Annotated in this window: 1 tRNA gene and 1 rRNA gene; both read left to right on the top strand. The window is 52.5% G+C overall.

Annotation, left to right across the window (positions count from 1 at the left end):
• The first annotated feature begins 33 nt into the window (after positions 1–33).
• Positions 34–108 (top strand) — tRNA-Glu (locus H9X81_RS11590).
• Positions 109–227: 119 nt separating this feature from the next.
• Positions 228–344: ribosomal RNA gene (gene rrf / locus H9X81_RS11595) — 5S ribosomal RNA — on the top strand.
• The last annotated feature ends 16 nt before the right edge of the window (positions 345–360 follow it).

Raw genomic sequence — 360 nt, forward strand, 5'->3', positions numbered from 1 at the left:
CACCAACAAACAGATGAACCTGTGGGGAAATGTGGCCCGTTGGTCAAGCGGTTAAGACACCGGCCTCTCACGCCGGTAACGGGGGTTCGATTCCCCCACGGGTCACCAAATTTATTTGGGGACCCGTGAAGGCGAGTTTTGTAAAAACTCGTAGGGCGCAAGCCCGGTCACCATCTTTTCTTGCACATTTACTTTGACATCAGAGGACGCGAGTCCTTTGACATACAGTCGGTGATTATTACACTGAGGATCCACCTGTTCCCATTCCGAACACAGAAGTTAAGCTCAGCTGTGCCGAAAATACTTGGCGGGAAGCTGCCTGGAAAGATAGGTCGTCGCCGACACCGGGGAAAGAGTCAC

Source organism: Hydrogenoanaerobacterium saccharovorans, from assembly GCF_016901815.1.
In the GTDB taxonomy this organism is placed as follows: domain Bacteria; phylum Bacillota; class Clostridia; order Oscillospirales; family Ruminococcaceae; genus Avimicrobium; species Avimicrobium caecorum.